The sequence below is a fragment of the Phycisphaerae bacterium genome, assembly GCA_017999985.1.
In the GTDB taxonomy this organism is placed as follows: Bacteria; Planctomycetota; Phycisphaerae; order UBA1845; family Fen-1342; genus JAGNKU01.
Genome location: JAGNKU010000008.1, coordinates 242,923 through 266,568, shown reverse-complemented (window position 1 = coordinate 266,568; position 23,646 = coordinate 242,923). Strand labels below are relative to the sequence as shown.

Genomic DNA, 23,646 nt, shown 5'->3' with positions numbered 1-23,646 from the left:
CGCCGTTGACAGAGCATTCCGGCCGGCCCACAATTGATCATCTGATTGAGCATGTGATTAATCGGCCGCCCGCCAGGAGGCACTGAGTTGACCCAGGGCAACGACCCCGCGGCGTTGATCCGCGAAGTCCGAGCGCGCCTCGGGCTGACGCAGGAGAAGTTCGCCGCAAAGCTGGGGGTGACACTCCCGACAATCAACCGGTGGGAAAACGGCAGGACGAAGCCCTCTCCGCTGGCGATACGCAATCTGCGGGATCTGGTCGCGAGCATGGGCAACGACGGCAAGGACCTGGCGGCTCGATTCTCCAACGTGTGATGTTGGCCGGGAAAATGGCCGTGATTGAGAGAGGCGCGTTGAGGTGAACAACTTCGGCGAAAAGGTCAGCTTCATCTGGTCGGTGGCAGACCTGCTACGCGGCCCGTACCGGCCGAATCAATACAAGGACGTCATGCTCCCGCTGACCGTCCTGCGTCGGCTCGACTGCGTACTGGAACCCACGAAGGACAAAGTCCTCGACCGCATGAAGAAGCTCGAAGGCGGCAAGGTCAAGAATGTCGAACCGATCCTGTGCCGCGTGACCGGCGTGCCGTTCTACAACACCAGCCGCTACACCTTCGACAAGCTGAGGGGAGATCCGAACAACGTCGCCGCCAACCTCACGAACTACATCAAGGGCTTCTCCGCCCGCGCCCGCGAGATCATCGAGCGCTTCGGCTTCGAGGAGCACATTGGCCGTCTCGACAAGGCCGACCGCCTCTACTTGATCGTCTCCCGCTTCTGCCAAATCGACCTTCACCCGGACCGCGTCTCGAACATCGAGATGGGCTACATCTTCGAAGAGCTGATCCGGCGGTTCAACGAGGCATCCAACGAGGAGGCTGGCGACCACTTCACGCCGCGCGAGGTCATCCGCCTCATGGTCAACCTGCTGTTCATGCCCGACGGCGACGTGCTGACCACCAAGGGCATCATCAAGACGCTCTATGACCCCGCCTGCGGAACCGGCGGCATGCTCTCGGTTGCCGAGGATTACGTCCGCGAACTCAACCCCGACGCCCAGCTGGAGGTTTTCGGCCAGGACTACAACGCCCAGGCCAACGCCATCTGTGGCTCAGACATGATGATCAAGGGCCAGAACATCGATCACATCGCCTTTGGCGACAGCTTCACCGACGACCGCTTCCCCCAACACAAGTTCGACTACATGCTCGCCAACCCGCCCTTCGGCGTGGAGTGGAAGCCCGAGGCCGATTTCATCACGCGCGAGCACGAGAACCAGGGGTTCGGCGGCCGCTTCGGCGCAGGCCTGCCACGCATCAACGACGGATCGCTGCTGTTTCTGCAGCACATGATCAGCAAGATGAAGGACCCGGCGGACGGCGGCACTCGCCTGGCCATCGTCTTCAACGGCTCGCCCCTGTTCACGGGCAGCGCCGGATCGGGCGAAAGCGAAATTCGCCGCTGGATCATCGAGAACGACTGGCTCGAAGCGATCGTGGCCCTGCCCGATCAGCTCTTCTACAACACCGGCATCTACACCTATCTGTGGATCGTCACGAACCGCAAGGAGCGCGGACGCAGGGGCAAGATTCAACTTGTCGACGGCACCAGCTTCTTCAAGAAGATGCGCAAGAGCCTCGGCAACAAGCGCAATGAAGTCTGCGATGGCCAGCGCGACGATATCACCCGCCTCTACGGCCAACTCGTCGACGGCGAGCACGTCCGCGTTTTCGACAATGCCGACTTCGGCTATCAGCGCATCACCGTCGAGCGCCCACTTCGGCTGAATTTCGCCGTGGACGATGAGCGCCTCGCCCGTGTCCAGGAGGCCGCCGCCTTTGCCGCACTCGCCACAAGCCGCAAGCGCAAGGACACCAAGGCCGCCCAGGCCGAGATCGAAGCGGGCCGCCGAGAACAGGAAGCGATCCTCGCCACCTTGCGCACGCTTGCCGGACAAGGCGTCGTCAGGAACCGCGAAGCGTTCAGTGAGCAGATGAAGGCCGCGTTCAAGAAGGCCGATCTGAAGGTGCCCGCCGCGCTGTTCAAGGCGATCCTTATGGCCCTTGCCGAGCGGGATGAGACGGCCGAGGTCTGCACCGACGCCAAGGGCAACCCCGAGCCCGACCCCGAGCTGCGCGACTACGAAAACGTCCCGCTTAAGGAAGACATCGGCGCGTACATGCAGCGGGAGGTCCTGCCGCACGTGCCCGACGCCTGGGTCGATGAATCGAAGACCAAGATCGGCTACGAAATCAACTTCAACCGCTACTTCTACAAATACTCGCCGCCGCGTCCGCTCGAGGAAATCGAGGCGGACTTGAAGCGGATTGAGGGCGAGATCGCCGGCATGCTCGCGGAGGTGACCGAATGAGCGGCGACCCCGGCTCCATCCGTCCCGCCGGCGAGATCGTGCTTTACCAGCCCCAGCGGGGCACCGAGCAGATCCGTGTCCTGCTCGAAGGCGAGACGGTCTGGCTCCCCCAGGCCCTGATCGCGGAGTTGTTTCAGACGTCGGTCCCGAACGTAAACATCCATCTGAAGAACATTTACGAGGAAGGCGAGCTCGACCAGTCGGCAACCATTAAGGAATACTTAATAGTTCGCCACGAGGGCAGCCGGCAGGTCTCCCGCAAGGTCCTGCATTACAGCCTGGATGCGATCCTGGCCGTCGGCTACCGCGTGAAGTCGCCGGTGGCCACGCGGTTCCGCCAGTGGGCGACCGCCCGCCTGCGCGAGTACCTCGTCAAGGGCTTCACGCTCAACGACGACCGCCTGAAGGGCACCGACGCCGTCACCGACTACTTCGACGAACTGCTGGCCCGCATTCGCGAGATTCGCGCCAGCGAGGCTCGCGTCTACCAGCGCATCCGCGAAATCTTCGCGCTGGCGGTCGACTATCGCGAGGGTGAGCGGGAGACCCAGCGTTTCTTCGCGACGATGCAGAACAAGATGCACTACGCCGCCACGGGCCTGACCGCCGCCGAAATCATCCGTCGGCGGGCGGATAGCACTCGGCCCAACATGGGCCTGACCACCTGGAAAGGCGACCGCGTCATCAAGCGCGACGTCAGCACGGCCAAGAACTACCTCGCCGCGGGCGAGATCGACATGCTCAACCGCATCACCGTGATGTTCCTCGACCAGGCCGAGTTCCGCGCCCAGCGCCGCCAGGATATTCACATGCATGACTGGCAGGCGTTCCTGGACAAGTTCCTGCGCGACACCGAGCTACCCGTCCTGGCCGACGCGGGTTCCATCAGCCACGAAGAGGCCCTCGAATGGGCCCACGCGCAGTACGACGCCTACGCCGAGCGCCGCCGGCTCGAGGCCGAAGCCCACGCCGAGTCCCACTACGTCGAAGACCTGCGTGCGTCGGCCCAGGCACTTGAGCACGATCGCAAGAAGAAGGCGCCGCAGAAGAAGAAGCAGCTAAAGACGAAGAAGAACGGCCGCAAGCGCGGACCTGGCAAGGGGGGCCAGTTGTGACCGGCGTTACCGCGCAGCCAGGCAAGCGCGCGACCTATCCGACCTACAGGGCGTCGCGTGTTCCGTGGCTTGGTGATGTGCCGGAGCATTGGCACATTTCTCCGCTATACGCTCGCTACAAGGTCGAGTTGGGTAAGATGCTTGACGCAAAGCAAATCACCGGTGAATGCTCGCTGCCCTACGTCCGCAACGTCGACGTTCAGTGGGATCGGGTCAATACGGATGACCTGCCCGAGATGGACATCACGCCGGCAGAGCGAGGGCGATTCACACTCGAGGCGGGCGACCTCCTCGTGTGCGAGGGTGGCGAAGTCGGCCGGTCAGCGATCTGGCAAGGCGACTTGGCGAGCTGCGGGTTCCAGAAGGCGATTCATCGTCTTCGGCCGCGGACAAAGGCAGAGGTGTCTCGCTTCTTCTTCTACGTGATGCGAGCAGCTGCCGATTCCGGGTTCTTCGTCGCGCACGGCAACCCCAATACGATAGCGCACTTAACGGCAGAGAAATTCCGTGTGTATCGGTTCCCGTTTCCGCCCTACGGCGAGCAGAAAGCCATCGCTGCATTCCTGGATCAGGAGACGGCGCGAATCGACACGCTGATCGAGAAGAAGCGCCGCCAGATCGAGCTTCTCCAGGAGAAGCGCTCCGCCCTGATCAGCCACGCCGTCACCAAGGGCCTCGACCCCAACGCCCCCATGAAAGACTCCGGCATCGAATGGCTGGGCGCGGTGCCTGCGCACTGGACCGTGGCGAACATCCGGCGTTTCGCCAAGATGCGAACCGGACATACTCCCAGCCGCACGAATCCCGAGTATTGGCACGACTGCACGATTCCCTGGTTCACGCTCGCCGACGTCTGGCAGCTTCGCGACGGCCGCAGGAAGTACCTCGGGGAGACCAAGGAGAAGATCAGCGAACTGGGACTGGCCAACTCGGCGGCGGAGCTACTGCCGCAGGGCACCGTTGTCTTCTCTCGCACGGCATCCGTGGGATTCTCCGGCATCATGCCGCAGCCGATGGCGACCAGTCAGGACTTCTGGAACTGGATCTGCCTGCCGTCGTTGGTGCCGGAGTATCTCCTGTGCCTGTTTCGAGCAATGCGGCAGGAGTTCGAGGCGATCACGATGGGATCGACGCACAAGACGATCTACCAACCGATCGCCGCTGGGATCGTGATTTGCATCCCGCCACCCAAAGAGCAGCAGGCGATCGCGGCCCACGTTGATGCAGCGACCGGCCGTATCGACTCGCTTGTTGAGAAGGTCGAGCAGAGCATTGAGGGGCTCCGCGAGTTACGAACCGCCCTGATCTCGGCAGCTGTGACGGGCAAGATCGACGTGCGGACAAAGGAGGCAACGTCGTGAACTGGCAAGTTGATCTTGAGGTCGTCTACGGCAGCAGCCAGCACAATCCGGCAGTGCTCAATGGTATCACGCGGGCGCTCCGCCAGGCCGCAATCAAGGGCACGTTCTACATCGGCTATCCGGTGATGGCCTCCTCCGACTCAAGTCTGACCGTCGACGCGTTGTTGGTATCGCAGACCCCCGGCTTCGTGGCGTTCCACCTTGTTGAACAGGGCCAGAACTACCGGGAGTGCCAGGACCGGCTGTACTACGTCCTGGAGGCGAACCTCAGTAGGCACGAGTCGTTGCGGTCGGGCCGCAAGCTCGGCGTTCCGATCAATATCATGTCGATCTTCCCCGAGGGAGATGTTCCCGCGGACGCGGACGAGAGTTACCCGGCGACTAGCGTCAACAACCTGGTGCATGCCTTGCAGAACGCTGAGGGCGTTGCGGATGAGACGCTCTACCGGAAGCTGTCTGCCGCCGTCCAGCGGGTTACGACGATCAAGCCGACGAAGAAACGAACCAACGTCGCCAAGGCGGACTCGAAGGGCGCGATCCTGCGGAAGATTGAGAAGGAGATCGCTAATCTCGACCGATGGCAGAAGGCGGCGGCGATCGAGACGCCCGAGGGGCCGCAGCGAATACGGGGGCTCGCGGGGTCCGGCAAGACGGTCGTGCTGGCGCTGAAGGCGGCGTACCTGCACACACAGCATCCGGAGTGGAAGATCGCCGTCACGTTCCACACCCGCTCGCTGTACCAGCAGTTCAAAGACCTGATCGAGCGGTTCACTCTCGAACACATGGGGGACAAGCCTGACTGGCAGCAACTCCAGATCGTCCATTCCTGGGGAGCGTCGGGCCAGGAGGGCATCTACTCCATCGCGTGCAATGCCGTCAACCTGCTTCCCACGAATTACCTGACGGCCAAATCGCGGTATGGCTCGCTGAGGGCTTTCACAGGCGTCTGCAATGAACTGGCGGCTGCGGTGAGGGGCAAGCAACTAGACCTGTACGATGCCGTGCTGATTGACGAGGCACAAGACCTGCCGCCGTCGTTCTTTCGCATCGTGGATGCGCTGACGAAGCAGCCCAAGCGTATCATCTGGGCTTACGACGAGCTCCAGAATCTGTCTGAAGCGGGAATGGCGGCGCCGCCGGATCTGTTCGACCGCGAGCTCACGCTCACAAACGCGCCGGACGCCCCGCAGCAAGACATCATCCTCCCCGTCTGTTACCGCAACACGCCCTGGGCGTTGACTCTGGCACATGCGCTTGGGTTCGGGCTGTTCCGTGATGCCGGCTTGGTACAGCACTTTGATGAGCCGCGCATGTGGGCCGAAATCGGCTACATGGCGGAAAGCGGCGTGCTGGACGCAGGCCAGCAAGTGACGCTGGTGCGTGCACCACGCTCTTACCCGCAGTTCTTCAGCAACTTGCTTTCACCCGCCGACGCGGTCGCGTCGCATGCCTTTGGGTCACGGGACGAGCAGTACGCTTGGATCGCTGAGGAGATCAAGAAGAACATCGAGCGGGATGAGCTTGATCCGGATGACATCATCGTGGTGCTCACCGAGCCAATCAGCCAGAAGTCGGAATACTACGAGCTTCGTCGACACCTCGAATCACACGGTATTCAGTCAAACCTGGCTGGGATCACGAATGACCGCGACGCCTTCGTGCAGCCGGGTGCGGTGACGGTATCCGGAATCTACCGGGCCAAGGGCAACGAAGCCCCGATGGTGTACATCGCGAATGCTGATCACTGCGCTGTCGGTCACGAGCTGATCCGACTACGGAATATCCTCTTCACAGGGATCACGCGCTCGCGCGCCTGGGTGCGGTTGTGCGGCTTGGGGGACCGGATGGCGGTACTCCAGCGAGAGGTTGATCAGGTCGTCAACAACAACTTCAAGCTCACGTTCGCCGTGCCGACGCCGCCGGAGCTTGAGCACATCCGACGGATTAATCGTGATCGAACTGCGCAAGAGAAGGGCCAGATCAAGAAGGCCGAGCGGAGCCTTGAGGAGATCCTGGAGCTTCTGCGCCAGGGCGTGATCTCGGCAGAGGCCATGCCGCAGCTTCAGGAGTTGCTCAGGGAAATGCGAAAGCGCAAGGGCGAGCAACAATGAACGCCAAGCAGATCGCACAGGTCATCGCGAACACCTGCCGCGACTTGCATTCGCTGCGACTCGTCTTTGCGCACAACAGCCCGTGTGTGGTCGATTCGGGTGGAGGCGAGCAGGTGTGTTGGCCGACCAAGGGGTCCAGCAGCGCGACGGCGTACCCGTTCGGATCACTTGAGCAGTATCTTGCATGGGTGCGCGAGGGTGAATTCACATGTTTGCTGTTCGACTACTCGCTAATCCGTGCTTCCTACGAGTGCATGGGCAACACGGTCGTCGGACATAGTCTCCTGTATTGGCCCTGCCCCATCGGCTTCCTCAGTGAGGTGGAGACCCTGAGCGATCTGTGTGACGGACTTGAGATGTGCCTTGAATCGCCACGCAGAGCACGCGAGATCTTGGACCTGACGATGCGAACACCGATGCGGTTCGATTTCGACCCTGGAAGGGAAAGCGACGATCACCCGCTGGTCCATCTGCATACTCAGTTCGAGGACACACGGATGAGCGTTCAGCAGGCGATGTGCTTTCCCGCTTTCATGAAGAAGGTGCTGCGTACCTTCTATCGTGACCAGTGGACAGCGCACCCGGATATCGAGGCTATTCACGAGCAGGCTATCGAGCACGAAGATGCTCAATGTGATCCCCTTGCCCACTGTCTTCAGGTTTCCTGGAGCTGAACCGGAGGACAGCCAATGCCCGGCCGGCACACTGAGTACGCCTTTGAAGCCGCTATAGAGCACCACCTGACGACGGCCGGCGGGTATGTCCCGGGCGACCGCGATGGCTTTGATCCGCACCGGGCGATCTTCCCGGTCGACGCGCTCGCGTTCATCAAAGCGACGCAGCCTGATGATTGGGCGTACTTGGAGGGCATCCAGAAGGACAGGGCTGGGGAGACGTTGCTGGACGACCTGTGTCGGGCGCTGGACTCCGAGCACGAGGGCTGCTTGTCGGTGCTGCGGCACGGGTTCAAGTGCTTTGGGAAGCTGTTTCACGTCGCCTACTTCGCGCCGGCCAGCGGGATGAACCCCGAGACGAAGAGGCGCTACGAGGCCAACCGGCTGACGGTCACGCGGCAGTTGCGGTACTCAGCCAGGCACGGGAACACGCTAGACGTCACGCTGGCACTCAACGGCATCCCGGTCGCCACAGCGGAACTGAAGAACCCCATGACCGTTCAGACCTGGCGGCACGCGGTGACGCAGTACAAGAACGACCGTGATCCGAGCGACCTGGTCTTCCAGTTCAAGCGGCGGACGCTGGTGCATTTCGCGCTGGACACCGACGAGGTCTACATGACCACGCGGCTGGCGGGCGGCAAGACCTACTTCCTGCCGTTCAACCGGGGTTGCGGTGGCGGCGGCGGAAACCCGGAGAACCCGGGCGGGTACAAGACGGCGTACCTGTGGGAAGCGGTGCTGGAGCGGCACAGCTTCCTGGACATCCTGGCGCGGTTCATCCACCTGCAGGTTGAGGAAAAGAAGCTCGGCGACAAGAAGGTCAGGAAGCAGACGATGATCTTCCCCCGCTACCACCAGCTCGACTGCGTGCGGAAGATGGTGGCCGACGCCCGGCAGCGCGGCGTCGGGAACAACTGCCTCGTGCAGCACTCGGCGGGCAGCGGTAAGAGCAACTCCATCGCCTGGCTGGCCCACCGACTGAGCAGCTTGTACGACGCGCAGGACGAGAAGGTCTTCGATTCGGTGATCGTGGTGACCGACCGGGTCGTGCTCGACCAGCAGCTTCAGAACACGATTTACCAGTTCGAGCACAAGCAAGGCGTGGTGCAGAAGATCGACATCAACTCGACGCAGCTGGCCGAGGCGCTCGGTGCGGGCGTGCCGGTTGTCATCACGACGCTGCAGAAATTCCCGTTCGTGACGGAGAAGATCGGCGACCTGCCGAAGAAGCGCTACGCGGTCATCGTGGACGAGGCGCACAGTTCCCAGGGCGGCGAAACAGCGACTGAGCTCAAGGGCGTGCTGGCGGGCGCGGCGATCAAGGAGGAGGCCAAGGCCAAGGCCGAAGCAGAGGGCCTGCCGGACTACGAGGAGGAGATCCTCAAGGCGATGGCCAAGCGCGGCAAGCAGCCGAACATTAGCTTCTTCGCCTTCACGGCCACGCCCAAGTACAAGACGCTGGAGGTCTTCGGCCGGCCGGGGCCGGATGGCAAGCCGCAGCCGTTCCATCTTTACAGCATGCGGCAGGCTATCGACGAAGGCTTCATCCTCGACGTGCTGCAGCACTACACGACGTACAGAACCTACTACCGGCTGATCAAGTCGATCGAGGACGACCCGAGGGTTGACAAACGCAAGGCGGCGCGGGCGCTGGCGCGGTTCATGAGCCTGCACCCGCACAACATCGCGCAGAAGACCGAAGTGATGGTCGAGCACTTCCGCCACTTCACGCTGCACAAGATCGGCGGCAAGGCCAAGGCGATGGTGGTCACGTCCAGTCGTTTGCACGCGGTCAGGTACAAGCAGGCGTTCGACAAGTACATCGCGGAGAAGGGCTACAAGGAGATCAAGACGCTGGTGGCCTTCAGCGGCACCGTGATCGACCCGGATGCGCCCGGGATCGAGTACACCGAGTCGGGGATGGACGTGGACGCCCAGGGCAAGCACATCGGCCAGAAGGAGTTGCCCGAGCGGTTCGCGACCGAGGAATACCAGGTGCTGCTCGTGGCCGAGAAGTACCAGACAGGGTTTGACCAGCCGTTGCTGCACACGATGTACGTCGACAAGCGTCTGGCGGGCATCCAGGCCGTGCAGACGCTGTCACGCCTGAACCGGACGCATCCGGGCAAGGAAGACACATTCGTCCTCGACTTCGTGAACGAGCCGGACGAGATCCTCGCCGCGTTTCAGCCGTACTACGAGCAGACGCTGGTCGGCGAACAAGCCGACCCGAAGCAGCTCTACGAGCTTCAGGCGAAGCTCGACGCCCAGCAGGTCTACCACAAGGCCGAGGTCGAAGAGTTCTGCCGGGTGTTCTACAAGCCCAAGCGAGACCAAACGCCGATGGATCATGCGCGGATGAACGCGTGTATCGATCCGGCCGTCGGGCGGTTCGCCGCATTGGGCGACGAAGAGCGAGAGGAGTTCCGCAAGACGCTCACCGCGTTTCGGAACCTCTACTCGTTCCTCTCGCAGGTCATCCCGTTTCAGGACACCGACCTGGAGAAGCTGTATTCTTACATCCGGTTCCTGCTGACGAAGCTGCCACGAGGCGACACCGGGCCGGTGTACCACTTCGACGATGAAGTGTCGCTCAAGTATTACCGGCTGCAGAAGATCGGCGAGGGTTCGATTGACCTGGAGGCGGGCAAGACCGAACCGATCGACGGGCCGACATCCGTGGGGACGAAGGCGGCCCACCCCGACGACATCGAGCTGTCGCGGCTGATCGACATCCTGAACGAGCGCTTCGGCACCGAGTTCAAGCCCGGCGATCAGCTCTTCTTCGAGTCAATTCGCGAAGACGCCGTGGCGGACAACAACCTGCGGCAGGCGGCGAGGGCGAACACGATGGAGAACTTCGGTTACGTCTTCCGCAAGGCGCTGGAAGGGCTGTTCATCGATCGCATGGACCAGAACGAAGAAATCACGGCTCGCTTCATGAATGAAGAGCGGTTCCGCGAGGCGGTCAGCCAGCACCTCCTCAAGGACGTGTACGACCACATCCGGAACGAAGATGAGACTCGCCAATAGATGGCTGCTTTTGGGGCGCCCCGTGACAGGTGGGATGGATCGGACCCTATCCCCGACCGGTGCGCTTGCGAGCGCGTCGAAACGGCTTGCCGAACATCTGCTCTTCGAGCTTCTTGAATTGGATGCGGTCGAACGTACCGGGATTGGCGAGTCCCATGAACTCGGCGCGCTTCGCGAGCCCCTGGTAGCTAAGCGTCGTCCTGGTCTCGTGCTTGAGGCGGACCAGATGCTCCGGCATGCACGATCCGGAAGTCACGCCCATCTGAGCGAGCAGCGCGCTGAAGTCCGCCTCCGGAAAGAGAAGCTCGGCGGCAAAGACCTCGGCTCCAATCTCGATGGGGTCCGTGCCAACATTGGCCATGTCGCAGCGGAAGCCCGGGCGCTCCCGATCAGCGAGATGATGCTTTAATTCATGGCCCATCGTAAAGACGCGCGGGTCCTCAGGAAGCCCTTTGTCGATGACAACCGTCGGGCCACACTCGTCGTTGAAGTACGCTCCCCGCAAGTTCTTGAAACCCGACCTGAGATCCAACGTGATCCCGCAGGCTTTGTACACGCGCCGAAGATCGCTCCGCGAAACGCGCGGCCCTGCAAGGTGGTTCCTCGCCCGAACCTCTCGGGCGAGCGCCTTCATGCTCTCGTAGTAAGTAAATCGGTTCACGTGAACTTCTCCCGCTTGCGACCCCGACGGGGGCGCTGCCCCGCACCATACAGGCTTCTCGCCTTTCGGAACTCAGCATAGCGCCGGAGTTCCTCCACGTCGGCCGGCTTCAACTGCTTGGCTGCGCGGAGGAGGGCGGCAACCTGATCGTTCGCCCCGCGCTCCTCGTCGCCCGGGAAAAACGTCAAGATCGAAACACCGAAGAAGCGGCTCAAGCGATCCAGGTCTTGGATGGAAGGCTTGTACGTGCCAGTCTCCCACCTGGAGATCGTGTTTGCCGTCGTCTCGAGTGCGTTGGCGAGTGCCTCTTGGGAGACGCCCTCGCCACCGTAGCCTGTACGCAAGTCTCGTATTCGCATGGAGATATGTTCAAAGAGGTCCATCGCCGTTCGCTCTCGTCCTGTTACGGGAATGCTTTTTCCTGTTCACGTTGACAAGCACGCCTGGCATTGTATCCTATTTCAGGACTTGGTTTCAACGGCCAAAGGACGTGACCATGTTGGCGCTTCACCTCGATTCCGTCAATGCCCAGCTCGACGCCCTCCTAGAACTAGTCTGCGCGGAGCTTCAACTCACGCAGACGCAGTACGATGACGCGACACGCAGCTACACGGCGGTAGGCGAGTTTTTGGACCGGCCGGGGACCAGCCTTGCGCCCTTTGCGCCGACGATCTTCCCTCAGGGGTCGATGGCGCTCGGCACGACGAACAAGCCACGGGATCGCGAGGAGTTCGACGTTGATCTCGTTTGCCTCCTGCTCGGGCTCGACCCGACACGAGCGAGCCCGACCGCCGTGTATGAAGCGGTGCTCGGTCGGCTGCGGGAGAGCGATCGCTACCGCCCAAAGCTCAGGCCGAAGGACCGCTGCATTCGAATTGACTATGCCGGGCAGTTTCACCTCGACGTGATCCCCGCCTGCCCCTCTCGTCGACTCGGAGCACCGTGGGGTGAGCTCGCGATCGTAATCTCTGATCGGGATCGGCGCGTCTGGGTTCCCACGAACCCCCGAGGCTATGCCCTGTGGTTTCGAACCCGAGCGGTGCCTGCGGAGGCATATCGATACGCTGCGTCCGTGGAGCCGCTTCCGCCGAATCTCGGCCTTTCGGAGAAGACCGTCCTTCACCGCATCGTGCAGCTCTTCAAGCGCCGGCGCGATGTACATTTCGACAGGAACGAGTTCGCTCCGCGGTCTATTCTGCTCACGACGATTGACGGCCTGCTCTATGATGGCGAGGGTTCCCTGCTGAAGTCGATGACTCAGATCCTCGACAAACTCGTGGCCTGGGGAGCACGATCGAATGGTGGCGGTCCTCCAATCGTCGCGAATCCGACCGACCCGAGCGAGAATCTGGCTCGCCACTGGCGCGAGGATCACCGTCATTTCGCGAAGTTCGTCGAGTTCGTCCTTGTGTTTCAGGATGGAATGGAGCGCCTTCGAGCGGCTCGGGGCACCGAGCGGATCGCCGAGATCCTGGACGAGCTGTTTGACCCGAAGGGAAGCGGGATCGTTCGGCGCGCGGTAGAAGCATACACTGCCCGGTTTCAGCAGAGTCGCGAGCGGTGCGAGATCGGGTTCGTTCCGCGGCGAAGTGGGCTCGTCGCCGTGGCCGCTACCCCGCAGGCCAGGACCATCCGGCCCAACACCTTCTTCGGAGCCAACTACTGATGCACCCCACCCGGATCGCTACCATCGGGCCGCACGAACAGCGGATGTGGATGATGCAGCTTCACCCTGGCTTTCGCTGCTGGTTCTCGAAGCGGAAGGGGCGGACCGTGCTCGTCTGTCGCGGCGTGGTTCAGCCCACACCGATGAACTCGAGCTATCGTGTGCGAATCGAATACGGCATCCGGGAGAGGCCGAAAGTGTGGGTCGAGGAGCCAAAACTCCGGCGTCGAAAACCGGAAGAGCGCATCCCGCACACGTTCGCAGACGATTGTCCGTGCCTCTTTCACAGCGATTTCCGATCCGACTTGCCACTTGCGACCACGATCGTGCCGTGGCTTTGTTACTGGCTCTTCTTCTACGAGAGTTGGCTGGTAACCGGGGCGTGGCAAGGCGGTGGCGTCCATCCCGTACTGGTCCACCTCGATACGGAGGCCGCGGCGTGAGCCGGTTTCGCATTCTCAGTCTCGACGGCGGTGGAATTCGTGGCGCCTTCACTGCGTCTTTCCTTGCAGAGCTCGAACGCGAGATCGGGGCACCGATTGGCCGGTACTTCGACTTGGCGGCCGGCACCTCAACAGGTGGGATCATCGCGCTGGCCGTGGCACTTGGCGAGCCGGCCAGCCGGATCGTCGACTTCTACAGAAACGCCGGCCCAAAGGTGTTCACCCGCGCGGCGCCGATGAAGTGCGGCTGGTTCGGGGGCATTGCGCGAGCGCTCCTTGCTCGCCGCCTTCGTCATCTGGGCCTCACGTATGACGATCTGTTCCAGGCGCGCTACGACTCGGCAGAGCTTCGGCGCGCGCTCCAGGAGGTCTTCGGAACCAAGACCCTCCTCCACGCGAAGATGCGCGTGCTCATCCCGGCCGTCGATCTGTCGCGCGGCTCGCCAGTTGTCTTCAAGACGCCTCATCTTCCAGACGCGAGTACTCGCGATCGGAACTTCCAGGCAGTTGATATCGCCCTGGCGACAGCCGCGGCACCCACGTACTTCCCGCACGCGGCGATCGGTCCCGGCAGCGCCTACAGCGACGGCGGCCTCTGGGCGAATAATCCCGTGCTCATCGCCCTCGCGGAGGTGCTTCGCCTTCGCAACCCTGGACCACGCGATTTCGACGGTGTACAGGCGCTCTCCGTCGGTACGGGACGAGGTCGGTATTCGCTTGTGCCCCCCAACGGTGCGGGCCTCGCCTGGTGGGGTCCGCGGCTCATCGATGTGATGTCGCTTTCTCAAAGCGAGGGGACGATGCGCGTGGCCGAGTTCATGCTAGGCGAACATTTTCATCGCGTTGACTTCGACCTCCCCGATAGTACTTGGCACCTGGACAGCGTCGAACATATCGAGCAGCTGATTCACTTCGGTCGCGAGGAGGCCCACCGGCAGCTTGCGCCGCTTCGTAATTGGGTTCTCGACGGGATAACCAGAGAGACCAATTGGAAGTTCGACACCGACGAGACTCGCTCCGCCGTCTCTCGGGATCTGGTCAGCCTTCGCTGAACTGTCGAGCCTGATTGCTTGGCTTGGCACCCGCCTTGTAAGGCTCATCGCGGTGTAGGCCTACCAGAAGTGCAGTGGCCGCGGCGGGCGTTCGGCGGCCGCGTAAAGCTGCGACGAGGTCGCCATCCGTCTGGCGGTGACCGCCCACGTCGCCATGCCGTGATGCCGTGAACGCCCTACGGCGCGCTTATGGCCCAGGACCGGGACCGGCCGGACGCGCGAGTCGAGGTCGGTGACCGGGTACGGACGGTGCTTGCCCGCGGGGAGGGACGGGGGCAGCGCGTAGGCGTGAAAGCTGCGACCGAGCGCGAGAGTGGTTATGAAGAGGGTTGCGCTCGGGGAGTTGCTTAAGGGCGGGAAAACACAAGACTTACGATCAAGGCATACCGCGCCGGACGCAATACGTCACTAACGCGCCGGACGATCCGGCCGTAGCCGAGCTGCTCAGGGAATGCGCGCGCTACCGGCGGTGGTACGGCGACGACCCGGCGGCGTTGCTTTCTGAGAGTTGGTTATCACTAGCCGACGGCTTCCCCCCTGCCGTGGCGGTGCGCCGAGCTGCTCAGCGGCTGCGGTCGGCAGCCTTGCGGGCTCGGCGGTGCGTCGAATTGCCGGCGGACGGGGTAACATCGTGAAAGATCAACGCCGTAACCCGCGCCCCCGGCGTACCTTGCGAGAAAATCGCATTCATAGCCCGAATACCCTTGACGCCGTTGACTTTTTTTGGTACGTTACTGGTGTCAGGGGGAAGCGCCCGGTCCGCGCGCGGCCGGGTCGCCGTGAGGGATTTCGGAAAAAAATCCCGACAAATCTTCAAAATCCGGGACGTTTCCGGGTAGATATAAGAGGGTGCGATGACACGTCGCAATGGGGACGACGTGCCCGGCGCCGATTCAATCGAGCGTTGGGTGCGCGAGGCCGTCTGGCACTTCCGCCGACGGGCCGATCTGACGAAACACCTAGAGCATGGCCGGGCGGATTTCGACGACGACCACGAGCCCAGCGAAGATGACTGGGGCCGGGACATCGACCCGGGGTTGGATCAGGACGCTGATTCACAGCCGACAGAAATCCAGGACTGGCAACGGCCGACGCGGGCGGACAACGCCGGCCTTGACGAAGACGATCTAGCCCAGGTTGCCCGCTTGGCGGCGTGGGACGCCGTGGCAAACTATGACCCGTCGCGGGCTGGCCCTGGCGGGTGCGAGGGGCACGTAAAGGCGAGAATCAAGTACGCCTTGCAGAATGCACGCCGAACGGCGCGGCGGCAATGCGGCGTGCGGGTCGTCGAGGATCGGCTGGTTGACCCGGACGCGGACGTACCAGAAGACGCGCCCCCGGTTGAGCAGCCCGAACCCCTGCGGATTTCGCGACGCGAGGCCCGCGGCGGCGACGCGCGAAAACAGGCGGTGGCCGTGCTCGGGCGATTGTCGCCAACAACAAAACGAACACTAGCCCGGTTGGCTGACCGTCCGGGGGCGTCAAAAGAAGACCTTGCACAAGAACATCAAATCCCGGTGTCAACCTGGGAAAAGCGGCTCCGCGCGGCCAAGCGTGACCTCGACGCGGCGCTTTCGGAAATTGACGACGTAGCGCCGCCGGTGCTGGCGCTTCTGAAACTTCTAGAGGATGCAGAATGAAAGAGATCACCCTCAAACAGGTGATGAACATTGCGACGAAATCCGTCGCGTGGTTGGAAGAATCGCTCGGCCAGCTCGGCGTGCCGCAAGGGATACAGACGGTGCTATCCGTGAGCGTACAAGCGGGGTTTGTTGGCGACGATCATCGCCCCGGCATGCGCTCGGAGGTTGTCTGGCTCGGTTGGCATGGCCCGGCGGACGGCGACGGCCCCCCGCGTGTGACCGTAACGCGCGAGTTTTACGACGCCCCCGTATGCGTCGGCGCTGATTCCTTGGTGTACGATTGCGATACCGGGGAACAGTGCAAGCCGGTGCGCACACTCACGCTGGCGTGGGCTGACGCCGACGGCCTGGCCAAGCTCGAGACTGGCTTTGCGGCCTGGCGGCTCGCGCTGGCATGCTGGCATTGCCTGCACGATGGGTTGGCGGATTGTCCACCATCGGACGGCGATGCAAAGCGCGAAGAAGCATTGCTCCACGTCGCGAAGGAACTCGCGCGGATCGGGCTCGCTTCGAGGCAATGGAAACTGTCACGCGAACCGAAGACGCCGAGGCGCGACCGGGCATGCTCTGACGAGTTTATACGCGAGGCAACGCAGCCCCGAGGGGCCTGCTGATGGCGCGTGATGAGTATTTCGTTCCGTGTCCGCTCTGCGGCGCGGCGATGCGGCTGCGCGAAAGCTGCGGCCGGCAATTCTGGGGCTGTAGTCTGTATCCGCCATGTCGTGGCACACGCAATTGCGACGAGGCTCGCGAGCTGTACAGGGGTCGGCGACACAAGAGAAAGACAAAGCCAGCGCCGCAGCGCGCGACCTGGCCAAAATGCGAGGTGCTCACGTGAACAAGCTTTTAACATTTCCAGCGGCGGATACGCTCGTGCGGGCGAAGGCCGGCAAAGGCCCCCCGCGTGTGCGCATTCTGGCATACACCGGCGGCTCGATGAAGGTTGACGGCTGGGGCGACGTGGCAATCGACCTGCGCGGGCTCAAGATGCCGGAGCAGTTGACACTGCTCGCGGACCACGAAAACGCGCTGGGCTCCGTGGTCGGTACGGGCCGTCCCCAGGTGAAGGATAATCAGCTCACAATCACCGGCACGTTGGTTGGAACGTCGGCCGGTGTGCACGTCGCGGACCTGCTCAAGGCTGGTGTGGGGCTCGGCGCTTCGGTCGGAGTCGCTCCGAACGTGTCGAGTTACATCAAGCCGGGGCAAACTGTCCGCGTGAACGGCCGCAGCATCGAAGCTGGGGCCAACGGATTGACGCTCGTATCGAAGGGCGAGCTGAAAGAGGTAAGCATCGTCGCGCTGGCGGCGGACGCTGACACAAGAGTATCCCTGGCGGCGAGGCGCGCCGCAGCAAACACAGGAAACACTGGATTGGACGAAGACAGGATCATTACCGCGACCGATGATGAATCGGTGGCGACTGACACCGAAACGGTGGACGTGAAAGAATCACAGCGGTTGGCGGGCATCGCGCGGCTGTGCGGCACGGCTTTCCCCGCCATCGAGGCGAAGGCCATTGCCGAGGGTTGGGACTTGAACAAGGTGGAGCTGGAAATTCTGCGGGCTAAGCGGCCGGTGCTCAAGCCTTGCTTCGCGACCACGCCGCAGGAATATGCGAAGCCGCACGAGCTGCTCACGGCAGCGTTGCTGCTTCGGGCGGGGCGGCCGGACATTGCCGAGAAGCAGCTCGGCGCGCGGGTCGCGCAGCAAGCGGCGGACTTGCGGTGCCATTCGCTGCTGGACATTTGCGCTACGGCAGTCCGTGCGTCTGGCCAGGTGCCCCCGCGTGACCGGGTGGGATTGATTCGCGCAGCGCTGTCTAGCATCGATCTCAGCAACGCGCTGGCCGATGCGGCCGGCAAGTTTGCACTTGAAAGCTATCGCGAAACCCCGTCGAGTTGGCGCGCATTCGCAAACGTGGTGAGTTGCTCGGATTTCAAGTCGAAAAAGCTGATTCGCATCTTGTGTGGCTCGGACTTCTCCGAATTGCCACCTGGCGGCGAGATTCACCACGGCACGCTTGAGGATTCGCAGCAGACGGTCACGGCTAGCACGCGGGCGATGATGCTCAGCATTGATCGGCGTGATATCATCAACGACGATCTCGGCATTTTCCAGCAGACGGCCGCGCACATCGGCCGGGCTGGCGCGCGCACAGTCAGCGACCTGATTTACACGCGCCTGCTGGCGAACAAGGACAGCGCGGACGCGGACTTCTTCAGCGTCGGCAACAGTAACTTGCTGGCCGGCACGGACACGGCGCTTTCTTCGCACGCGTTAACGGTTGCCCTGGCCGATATGGCGGCTCGCACGGACGCGGCCGGACACAACCTCGACTTGCGGGCGCGCGTGCTGCTGGTTCCGCCGGCCCTGGAAAACTCCGCGCGTGAACTGCTCGCATCTACAACCGTCGCGCGCTACGTCGCGGACGGCACGGACCGGCAACCCGAGGGCAACGTGCATTTTAACGCACTGACGCTCGCGGTTGAACCCCGGCTGAGCAATAGCACGTTGTTTACCGGCACGTCTGCCGTGGCGTGGTATCTGTTCGCGGCCCCGGCCGACGGCGCGGTGGTTGTGAGCTTCCTCGACGGCAAAGACTCGCCGACTATCGAGCAAGCCGAGCAGGACTTTAATACGCTCGGCCTGCAATGGCGAGGCTATATCGACGTTGGTTGCTCGCTGGTTGAACCCCTGGCGGCGACGAAGTGTACTGGCGAAGCTGAGTAGCAATACCACTAGACTCGGGGGGCGCGGCGCAAACCGCGCCCCCCTCGCGAGGATAGACTATGGCTGATGCTGGTGGTATTCGGGCTGGTCGCGCCTACGTCGAGCTCGGCGTTAATGACAAGATAGCGGCCGGCTTGGCGCGTGCGCGTGCGCGGCTTCTGGCATTCTCGGCGACGCTGCGCGGTATTGGTGATTCATTTCAGCGCGTCGGCGTGCGCATGGCGGCTTTCGGCGTGGGTGCGGCCGGTGCGCTCGGGCTAGCGGTGCGCTCGTTTGCGAGCCAGGGCGACACGCTGGACAAAATGAGCAAGCGTACCGGGATGTCGGTCGAGTCACTCTCGGAGCTGTCTTATGCGGCCGAGCTGAGCGGAACATCTATCGGCGACGTGGAAAAGGCTGCACGGTTGATGCAGCGTTCGCTCGTGGAAGCTGGACAGGGTTCCAAGGTTGCACGCGAAGCATTCCAGCGGCTTGGCTTGAGCGTTGATGCGCTCATGCGGCTCAACGCCGATCAGCAATTCGACGCGGTGAGTGCAGCGCTCGCGCGTGTGTCCGATCCGGCCACGCGAACGGCGGCTGCGTTGCAGATCTTCGGTCGCTCTGGCACAAACCTATTGCCGATGCTCGCTGGCGTCGAGAATGCAGCCGGGACGGCGGCTGCGGCGGTGGCTCGGCTTGGCCTGGTGGTGAATGATAGGGCGTTGGCCGGCGCCGGGCTCGGCGTTAGTGCTGAGGCCCTCGCGGGGTTGGGAGCTGGTCGCAAAGCGGAAACCGTGGCCGATGCGTTGTCACGTGTCCAGAATCCGGCCAGGCGTGCGGCCCTGGCGCTTTCGATCTTCGGCGACAATGGCCGGGCGTTGCTCCCAACGCTGGTAACGGCGGCCGATGGCCTGGCTGGCTTGCGTCAAGCGGCTAGTGCGGCTGGTGGTGCGCTGCGCGATGACGTCGATGATTCGATCGTCAAGCTTTCACAGACGATCCGGGCAGCAGCGGACGGCAGCAAGACGGCGGCCGATGCGTTGGGACGCTTGGGATTGTCTGCCGGCGACCTCGCGGGCCTGAAGCTGGACACACAGTTTGCCGTGGTGTCCGAAGCACTAGCCAAGTTGCCCGACCCTGGTCAACGTGCGGCGGCGGCCCTGGCTGTGTTCGGCAAAGGTGCTCGGTCGCTGCTCCCTTTTGTGCGTGAGGCTACGGGGGGGCTCGCGGCAATGCGGGCCGAAGCGCGAGCGCTCGGCATCACGATTAGCACACAGGATGCCGCGGCGGCGGCCAGGCTTTCGGACGCTTTCAGTCGCTTGCGGCGGGTGCTCCAGTCGGCGGTATTCACCATCGGCGGTGCGCTCGCACCAGCGCTGACGGAGATCATCACGCGGCTGACGGTGGTTGCGCGAGGTGTGGCTTCTTGGGTCGATGCGAATCGGTCCCTGGTCGTGACGATTGGCGGCATCGCGGCCGGCGTGATTGGGGCCAGTGCTGCGCTGGTTGCGGCCGGTGTAGCATTCAAAACGGCTGGCGTTGCGATCTCTGGCTTGGCGGCCGTGCTCGGCGGCTTGAAGGCCGCCACGTTAGCCGGCGGTGCGGCTCTCGCTGCGCTGGCTAGCCCGATTGGCCTGGTGGTCGCGGCCTTGGGCACGCTTGGCGCGGTTGTGGTCTACCAGACTGGCACAGCGGCGACGGCGTTGCAATGGTTGATGCAGCGTTTTGGTGAGCTCCAGCGGGTCGCGGGCCGCGTGATGGGCGGCATTGCCGACGCAATGGCAACCGGCGACGTGCAAGCGGCGGCGGTTGTCTTGTGGGCAGCGCTCAAAGCCACGTGGCAAACCGGGGCGGCGGGCTTGCTAGAGGTGCTCGAAAACCTGCGCACGGGCGCGTATACCGCGATGTCTGATTTCGCGACGCGGATGGAGCGCGTGTTCATTTACACATGCTACGGAATTGCCCGCGCAATCCACGAGGTTATAGCCTTTTTGAAGCGACTGTGGGTCGGCTTCACCGAGTGGTTCCTCGGCACCACGGGAAAACTGGTAGCCCGTGTCGAGGAGGAATGGATCGAGCTGCGCGGCACGGTCGATCCGTGGTATGACGTTGAGGCCGCGAGGGCGTCGGCGAGCGAGCGGGCGGACCAGCGGCAAGCGCGGATTGCCGACGAGGCGGACGCCAAGCGGGCACAGATCGAGCAAGCCCGCCGGGACGCGGCCGACGTTGCCAAGGGCCAGCGCGACCGGGCGATGAAAGCTGTAGCCGATGCCCAAGCGGAGTTTGAGTCTGCATTGGTGACCGCATCGGCCGGGCGCATCAACGCGGCCCAAGCGGCATTGAAGGAAGCGCAAGGCCGGCTGCGGTATGCGCTCGCACAGGCGAAGTTGCTGCGTGAATCGGCCGAGGGCTGGGCAGCTCCCGGTGCATTAGGCGAGCTGCCGGCGATGCCGGCTATGGCGTTGCCAACCGCAGCAAACCTTGCGGCAGCGATGGAGCAGAAGATAGCCGTGCAAGGTACGTTCCTGGCGTCCAGCGTCGGCGGCCTGGCGGGTGCCAGTACAGCCGAACGGACGGCACGCGGCGTCGAGAAGCTTGTGCAGATCAGCGAGCGGGCAGCCGGCAATCTGGAACAGGTGTTAACGGCGGACGCGTGACCCGCTCCCCCCAGGCTGCGGAGCTCCCTCTTGCCTCTTGTTCGTCCCCCGCAGTCTGGGGCCTGTTTCGCTCGCCGTCGGCCGGTGGTCTGGCTTCGAGGTTGCCTCTAACGCTGGATCGGCGGCGGGCATAGGACACAAGACCGGGGCGTGGCAACGCCTGGTGATACTAACCCACGCCAGCGACCCCCCCCGGTCCCCCTTTTTTGGCTTTTGGTATCACGTTGAAGAAAGGATTTTGCAATGACAAAACAGATTTACAGCATCGGCCAGCTAGCGAAGGAATGCGGCGTTGAGATTCACGTCCTGCGCTATTGCCTGAAGTCAAGACACATTCAGCCAATTGACACGGTTGGCGGGAAATTCGTCTACAGCTCCGATCAGTTGCCGCGCATCAAGAGCGAGCTCGCCCGCATGGCTCAAGCCAAGGCGTGCCATTGAAGCGGAGCTTCGCTCCACTAGATGACACGCGGGCCCCACAATCGCCACAGACACGCACCAGGCGTACATCTGGCGACAAGGTTCGACGCAACGGGCCAGGGTGGTACCAAACTACCCCCCAAAACAATCGGGAGCGGTTTGAGTGGCCCTGAAGGTACTACAAAAAACAAAAAGCGCTCCCGACTCGTCCGGGATGAATCAATTCTAGCGGTTAGTTTGATTGATAGTTGATTCTCAATAAGGGGTGACGCGTGCGACTTTTGACGGCTCGCGAGGCGGGCCAGGTGCTGGGGGTGAGCGCCGACGCGGTGCGGCGTTGGGCGCGGATTGGTTCGCTGGACGTGATCCGGCGTGGCCGGCGGGTCTACTTCGACTCGCGGGTTATCAGCGATGCGGCGCGGGCTCGGTGCCCGGGCGGTGGCGTGGTGGTCCTGGACGATGGACAAGCTTTTGAGGGTGCGCGAGGTAGCCGAGCTGCTCGGCGTGGCCGTCCGTAGCGTGTGGCGGCTGGCGGCCAGCGGTGACATTCCCCCGGCCGTGAAGCTTGGCGGCTCGTGTCGGTGGCGTGCTTCGGACTTGGCGCGGTTTATCGAGTGCGGCTGCAAGCGACCGGACCGCGTAGAGGTGACGGATGGAACGGGGTAGCCGGTGGGCCATGCTAAACGACTTTGCGGATCATCATGCGCACGGGCTTGGCGTGGCTGCCGTGGCCGTTTGGTTGCTGCTGTTCCGACACGCGGACCGCGACGGTCGGGTATCAGTCTCGCAGTCGCGCATCACGCGAGCGCTCGGGTGTCACGTGCGGACGGTGCGCCGGGCGTTGACGAAGTTGCGGCGGCTCGGGCTCGTGACGGTGGTCACGCCGGGCAGCCGCGCGACCGGGCCGGCGGTGCTGGTGCTGGCGTTGCCAATAGGGGACAAAAAGTGCCCCCATATAGGGGACAAAAAGTACCCCAATGATAGGGGACAAAAAGTACCCCGATGGGGGACAAAAAGTACCCCGATGGGGGACAAAAAGTACCCATTATTGGGGACAAAAAGTGCCCCCCTTACAGAACTACAGAAGGGGAACACGGCCGACGCCGCAAGAGCGGCGGCCGTGTCCCCCATTACAGGGAAAGACTCTCGAGAATCACATCGCCCTGATGACGAGGAATACCCCGACGACGTGCCCGACCCGCGCGACTTGTTCTATGACGACGACGAAGCTCGCCGGCGTAGCCCGAGCGTAGCCGGCGAGCCAGGGGCGCCAGACGAAAGCGACGGGCTGCCGTTTTGACCCCCCCGTGTGTTCGGCTTGGCGTTGTTTTTCTGCTCGGGAACTTGACGCGGGCCAAAACATGGCCGATACTTCAGGTGCTATGAACCACAAGCCCCCCATTTACCGGAAGCGCGCTTTCTCGCGCGCGATGAACAGCTCGGCGAGGTGTCGCGGCAAGCCGTAAGGCCCCGGTCGCCACTTGTGGGCGAATAGCCGACCCTCGCCGAGCCCCGTTCTGAGGGTGACAACATGGACGACTTGAACTTTCCGACCGGCCCCCCGGCGTTGGCTGTGTTCGCGTGTTCCTGCCCCTGGCACTCCGGTCCGGTCCCGGTTGGCGAGCAGTACCGGGACGGCTCGGGCCACTACCCCGGGGCGTGGTGTGTCGAGTGCTGCGCCGAGCTGCCGTATCGCCTGGCTCCGCGTGAACTCGCGAAGCTGG

General features: G+C 63.0%; 21 protein-coding genes. 19 read left to right on the top strand and 2 right to left on the bottom strand.

The genetic code is table 11. The annotated features are described in order from the left end of the window. Positions 1 to 87: 87 nt before the first annotated feature. Genes KA383_12740 through KA383_12710 form a run of 7 tightly spaced genes read left to right on the top strand, consistent with a single transcriptional unit; the run spans position 88 to position 10,668 of the window. A complete protein-coding gene (locus KA383_12740; GenBank protein MBP7746989.1) occupies positions 88 to 315 on the top strand; it encodes a helix-turn-helix transcriptional regulator in 228 nt (75 codons plus the stop codon). A 43-nt stretch (positions 316 to 358) separates the two neighbouring features. After that, positions 359 to 2,371, top strand: coding sequence for an SAM-dependent DNA methyltransferase (locus KA383_12735; protein MBP7746988.1), 2,013 nt, complete (start codon positions 359 to 361; stop codon positions 2,369 to 2,371). After that, the gene (locus KA383_12730) at positions 2,368 to 3,486 is read left to right on the top strand and encodes a virulence RhuM family protein (GenBank protein MBP7746987.1); all 1,119 of its coding nucleotides are present in this window, start codon (positions 2,368 to 2,370) and stop codon (positions 3,484 to 3,486) included. Before KA383_12735 ends, KA383_12730 begins: the two co-directional genes overlap by 4 nt. Beyond that, on the top strand, positions 3,483 to 4,847 hold the full coding sequence (locus KA383_12725; GenBank protein ID MBP7746986.1) for a restriction endonuclease subunit S: 1,365 nt from the start codon (positions 3,483 to 3,485) through the stop codon (positions 4,845 to 4,847). Before KA383_12730 ends, KA383_12725 begins: the two co-directional genes overlap by 4 nt. Then, entirely contained in the window at positions 4,844 to 6,958 is a 2,115-nt protein-coding gene (locus KA383_12720; GenBank protein MBP7746985.1) for a DEAD/DEAH box helicase, read from the top strand. Before KA383_12725 ends, KA383_12720 begins: the two co-directional genes overlap by 4 nt. After that, a complete protein-coding gene (locus KA383_12715; GenBank protein ID MBP7746984.1) occupies positions 6,955 to 7,632 on the top strand; it encodes a DUF2290 domain-containing protein in 678 nt (225 codons plus the stop codon). Before KA383_12720 ends, KA383_12715 begins: the two co-directional genes overlap by 4 nt. Positions 7,633 to 7,647: 15 nt before the next feature. Continuing rightward, on the top strand, positions 7,648 to 10,668 hold the full coding sequence (locus KA383_12710) for a type I restriction endonuclease subunit R (protein MBP7746983.1): 3,021 nt from the start codon (positions 7,648 to 7,650) through the stop codon (positions 10,666 to 10,668). Positions 10,669 to 10,714: 46 nt separating this feature from the next. Here the strand turns inward: KA383_12710 and KA383_12705 are convergent, their stop codons facing one another. Continuing rightward, positions 10,715 to 11,302 carry an ImmA/IrrE family metallo-endopeptidase gene (locus tag KA383_12705; protein MBP7746982.1) on the bottom strand — a complete coding sequence of 196 codons (588 nt, stop codon included), beginning with the start codon at positions 11,300 to 11,302 and terminating at the stop codon, positions 10,715 to 10,717. 23 nt (positions 11,303 to 11,325) lie between these two features. After that, positions 11,326 to 11,712, bottom strand: a complete 387-nt coding sequence (locus KA383_12700; GenBank protein MBP7746981.1) for a helix-turn-helix transcriptional regulator — start codon at positions 11,710 to 11,712, stop codon at positions 11,326 to 11,328. Positions 11,713 to 11,819: 107 nt separating this feature from the next. On the opposite strand from KA383_12700, the gene KA383_12695 reads away from it, so the two are divergent. The 12 genes from KA383_12695 to KA383_12640 all read left to right on the top strand — a co-directional run bounded on the left by KA383_12695 (position 11,820) and on the right by KA383_12640 (position 23,222). After that, entirely contained in the window at positions 11,820 to 12,995 is a 1,176-nt protein-coding gene (locus tag KA383_12695; GenBank protein ID MBP7746980.1) for a nucleotidyltransferase, read from the top strand. Next, the gene (locus tag KA383_12690) at positions 12,995 to 13,438 is read left to right on the top strand and encodes a hypothetical protein (GenBank protein MBP7746979.1); all 444 of its coding nucleotides are present in this window, start codon (positions 12,995 to 12,997) and stop codon (positions 13,436 to 13,438) included. Before KA383_12695 ends, KA383_12690 begins: the two co-directional genes overlap by 1 nt. Continuing rightward, a complete protein-coding gene (locus KA383_12685) occupies positions 13,435 to 14,490 on the top strand; it encodes a patatin-like phospholipase family protein (protein MBP7746978.1) in 1,056 nt (351 codons plus the stop codon). The genes KA383_12690 and KA383_12685 overlap by 4 nt, the downstream gene beginning before the upstream one ends. Positions 14,491 to 15,398: 908 nt before the next feature. Continuing rightward, complete coding sequence (locus KA383_12680) at positions 15,399 to 16,130, top strand: sigma-70 family RNA polymerase sigma factor (GenBank protein ID MBP7746977.1); 732 nt, start codon at positions 15,399 to 15,401, stop codon at positions 16,128 to 16,130. Further along, positions 16,127 to 16,747, top strand: a complete 621-nt coding sequence (locus KA383_12675; protein ID MBP7746976.1) for a hypothetical protein — start codon at positions 16,127 to 16,129, stop codon at positions 16,745 to 16,747. The genes KA383_12680 and KA383_12675 overlap by 4 nt, the downstream gene beginning before the upstream one ends. Then, on the top strand, positions 16,747 to 16,971 hold the full coding sequence (locus KA383_12670) for a topoisomerase DNA-binding C4 zinc finger domain-containing protein (GenBank protein ID MBP7746975.1): 225 nt from the start codon (positions 16,747 to 16,749) through the stop codon (positions 16,969 to 16,971). Before KA383_12675 ends, KA383_12670 begins: the two co-directional genes overlap by 1 nt. A gap of 98 nt (positions 16,972 to 17,069) precedes the next feature. Next, positions 17,070 to 18,866: a Mu-like prophage major head subunit gpT family protein gene (locus tag KA383_12665; GenBank protein MBP7746974.1), complete on the top strand. Its 1,797-nt coding sequence runs from the start codon at positions 17,070 to 17,072 to the stop codon at positions 18,864 to 18,866. 59 nt (positions 18,867 to 18,925) lie between these two features. Next, positions 18,926 to 21,502 carry a phage tail tape measure protein gene (locus KA383_12660; protein ID MBP7746973.1) on the top strand — a complete coding sequence of 859 codons (2,577 nt, stop codon included), beginning with the start codon at positions 18,926 to 18,928 and terminating at the stop codon, positions 21,500 to 21,502. A 243-nt stretch (positions 21,503 to 21,745) separates the two neighbouring features. Beyond that, positions 21,746 to 21,943, top strand: a complete 198-nt coding sequence (locus KA383_12655; protein ID MBP7746972.1) for a MerR family transcriptional regulator — start codon at positions 21,746 to 21,748, stop codon at positions 21,941 to 21,943. A gap of 293 nt (positions 21,944 to 22,236) precedes the next feature. Then, entirely contained in the window at positions 22,237 to 22,440 is a 204-nt protein-coding gene (locus tag KA383_12650) for a hypothetical protein (protein MBP7746971.1), read from the top strand. Beyond that, on the top strand, positions 22,382 to 22,588 hold the full coding sequence (locus KA383_12645) for a helix-turn-helix domain-containing protein (GenBank protein MBP7746970.1): 207 nt from the start codon (positions 22,382 to 22,384) through the stop codon (positions 22,586 to 22,588). The genes KA383_12650 and KA383_12645 overlap by 59 nt, the downstream gene beginning before the upstream one ends. Positions 22,589 to 22,598: 10 nt before the next feature. Next, positions 22,599 to 23,222 carry a helix-turn-helix domain-containing protein gene (locus tag KA383_12640; GenBank protein MBP7746969.1) on the top strand — a complete coding sequence of 208 codons (624 nt, stop codon included), beginning with the start codon at positions 22,599 to 22,601 and terminating at the stop codon, positions 23,220 to 23,222. The last annotated feature ends 424 nt before the right edge of the window (positions 23,223 to 23,646 follow it).

What these genes read in the sequence shown, in the direction of transcription:
- KA383_12730 (MBP7746987.1), top strand. Translation starts at nt 2,368, where the DNA reads ATGAGCGGCGACCCCGGCTCCATCCGTCCCGCCGGCGAGATCGTGCTT.
- KA383_12715 (MBP7746984.1), top strand. Translation starts at nt 6,955, where the DNA reads ATGAACGCCAAGCAGATCGCACAGGTCATCGCGAACACCTGCCGCGAC.
- KA383_12710 (MBP7746983.1), top strand. Translation starts at nt 7,648, where the DNA reads ATGCCCGGCCGGCACACTGAGTACGCCTTTGAAGCCGCTATAGAGCAC.
- KA383_12705 (MBP7746982.1), bottom strand. Translation starts at nt 11,302, where the DNA reads ATGAAGGCGCTCGCCCGAGAGGTTCGGGCGAGGAACCACCTTGCAGGG.
- KA383_12700 (MBP7746981.1), bottom strand. Translation starts at nt 11,712, where the DNA reads ATGGACCTCTTTGAACATATCTCCATGCGAATACGAGACTTGCGTACA.
- KA383_12690 (MBP7746979.1), top strand. Translation starts at nt 12,995, where the DNA reads ATGCACCCCACCCGGATCGCTACCATCGGGCCGCACGAACAGCGGATG.
- KA383_12675 (MBP7746976.1), top strand. Translation starts at nt 16,127, where the DNA reads ATGAAAGAGATCACCCTCAAACAGGTGATGAACATTGCGACGAAATCC.
- KA383_12670 (MBP7746975.1), top strand. Translation starts at nt 16,747, where the DNA reads ATGGCGCGTGATGAGTATTTCGTTCCGTGTCCGCTCTGCGGCGCGGCG.
- KA383_12665 (MBP7746974.1), top strand. Translation starts at nt 17,070, where the DNA reads ATGAAGGTTGACGGCTGGGGCGACGTGGCAATCGACCTGCGCGGGCTC.
- KA383_12660 (MBP7746973.1), top strand. Translation starts at nt 18,926, where the DNA reads ATGGCTGATGCTGGTGGTATTCGGGCTGGTCGCGCCTACGTCGAGCTC.
- KA383_12655 (MBP7746972.1), top strand. Translation starts at nt 21,746, where the DNA reads ATGACAAAACAGATTTACAGCATCGGCCAGCTAGCGAAGGAATGCGGC.
- KA383_12645 (MBP7746970.1), top strand. Translation starts at nt 22,382, where the DNA reads ATGGACAAGCTTTTGAGGGTGCGCGAGGTAGCCGAGCTGCTCGGCGTG.
- KA383_12640 (MBP7746969.1), top strand. Translation starts at nt 22,599, where the DNA reads ATGCTAAACGACTTTGCGGATCATCATGCGCACGGGCTTGGCGTGGCT.